Raw genomic sequence first — 253 nt, forward strand, 5'->3', positions numbered from 1 at the left:
CTGATGCTCATCCAGAACGACCTCTTCGATCTCGGCGCCGATCTTGCGACCCCCGACACCGGCAAGCCGCTCGATTATGAGCCGCTGCGCATTGTCGCCGCCCAGGTGACCCGTCTGGAAGCTGATATCGACAGGCTGAACGCCGATTTAGAACCTTTGAAATCCTTTGTACTGCCGGCCGGCTCGCCGGCTGCCGCGCATCTGCATCTGGCGCGCACCATCTCGCGGCGCGCCGAGCGGCTGATGGTGGCGC

At 64.0% G+C, this 253-nt stretch carries 1 protein-coding gene; it reads left to right on the plus strand.

The genetic code is table 11. The features are described from left to right. Nucleotides 1-253 (plus strand): ATP:cob(I)alamin adenosyltransferase (locus SB659_RS20095; RefSeq protein ID WP_410551699.1); only part of this gene is annotated, 253 nt, incomplete at both ends.

The sequence above is a fragment of the Arthrobacter sp. SIMBA_036 genome, assembly GCF_046535135.1.
Classification (GTDB): Bacteria; Actinomycetota; Actinomycetes; order Actinomycetales; family Micrococcaceae; genus Arthrobacter.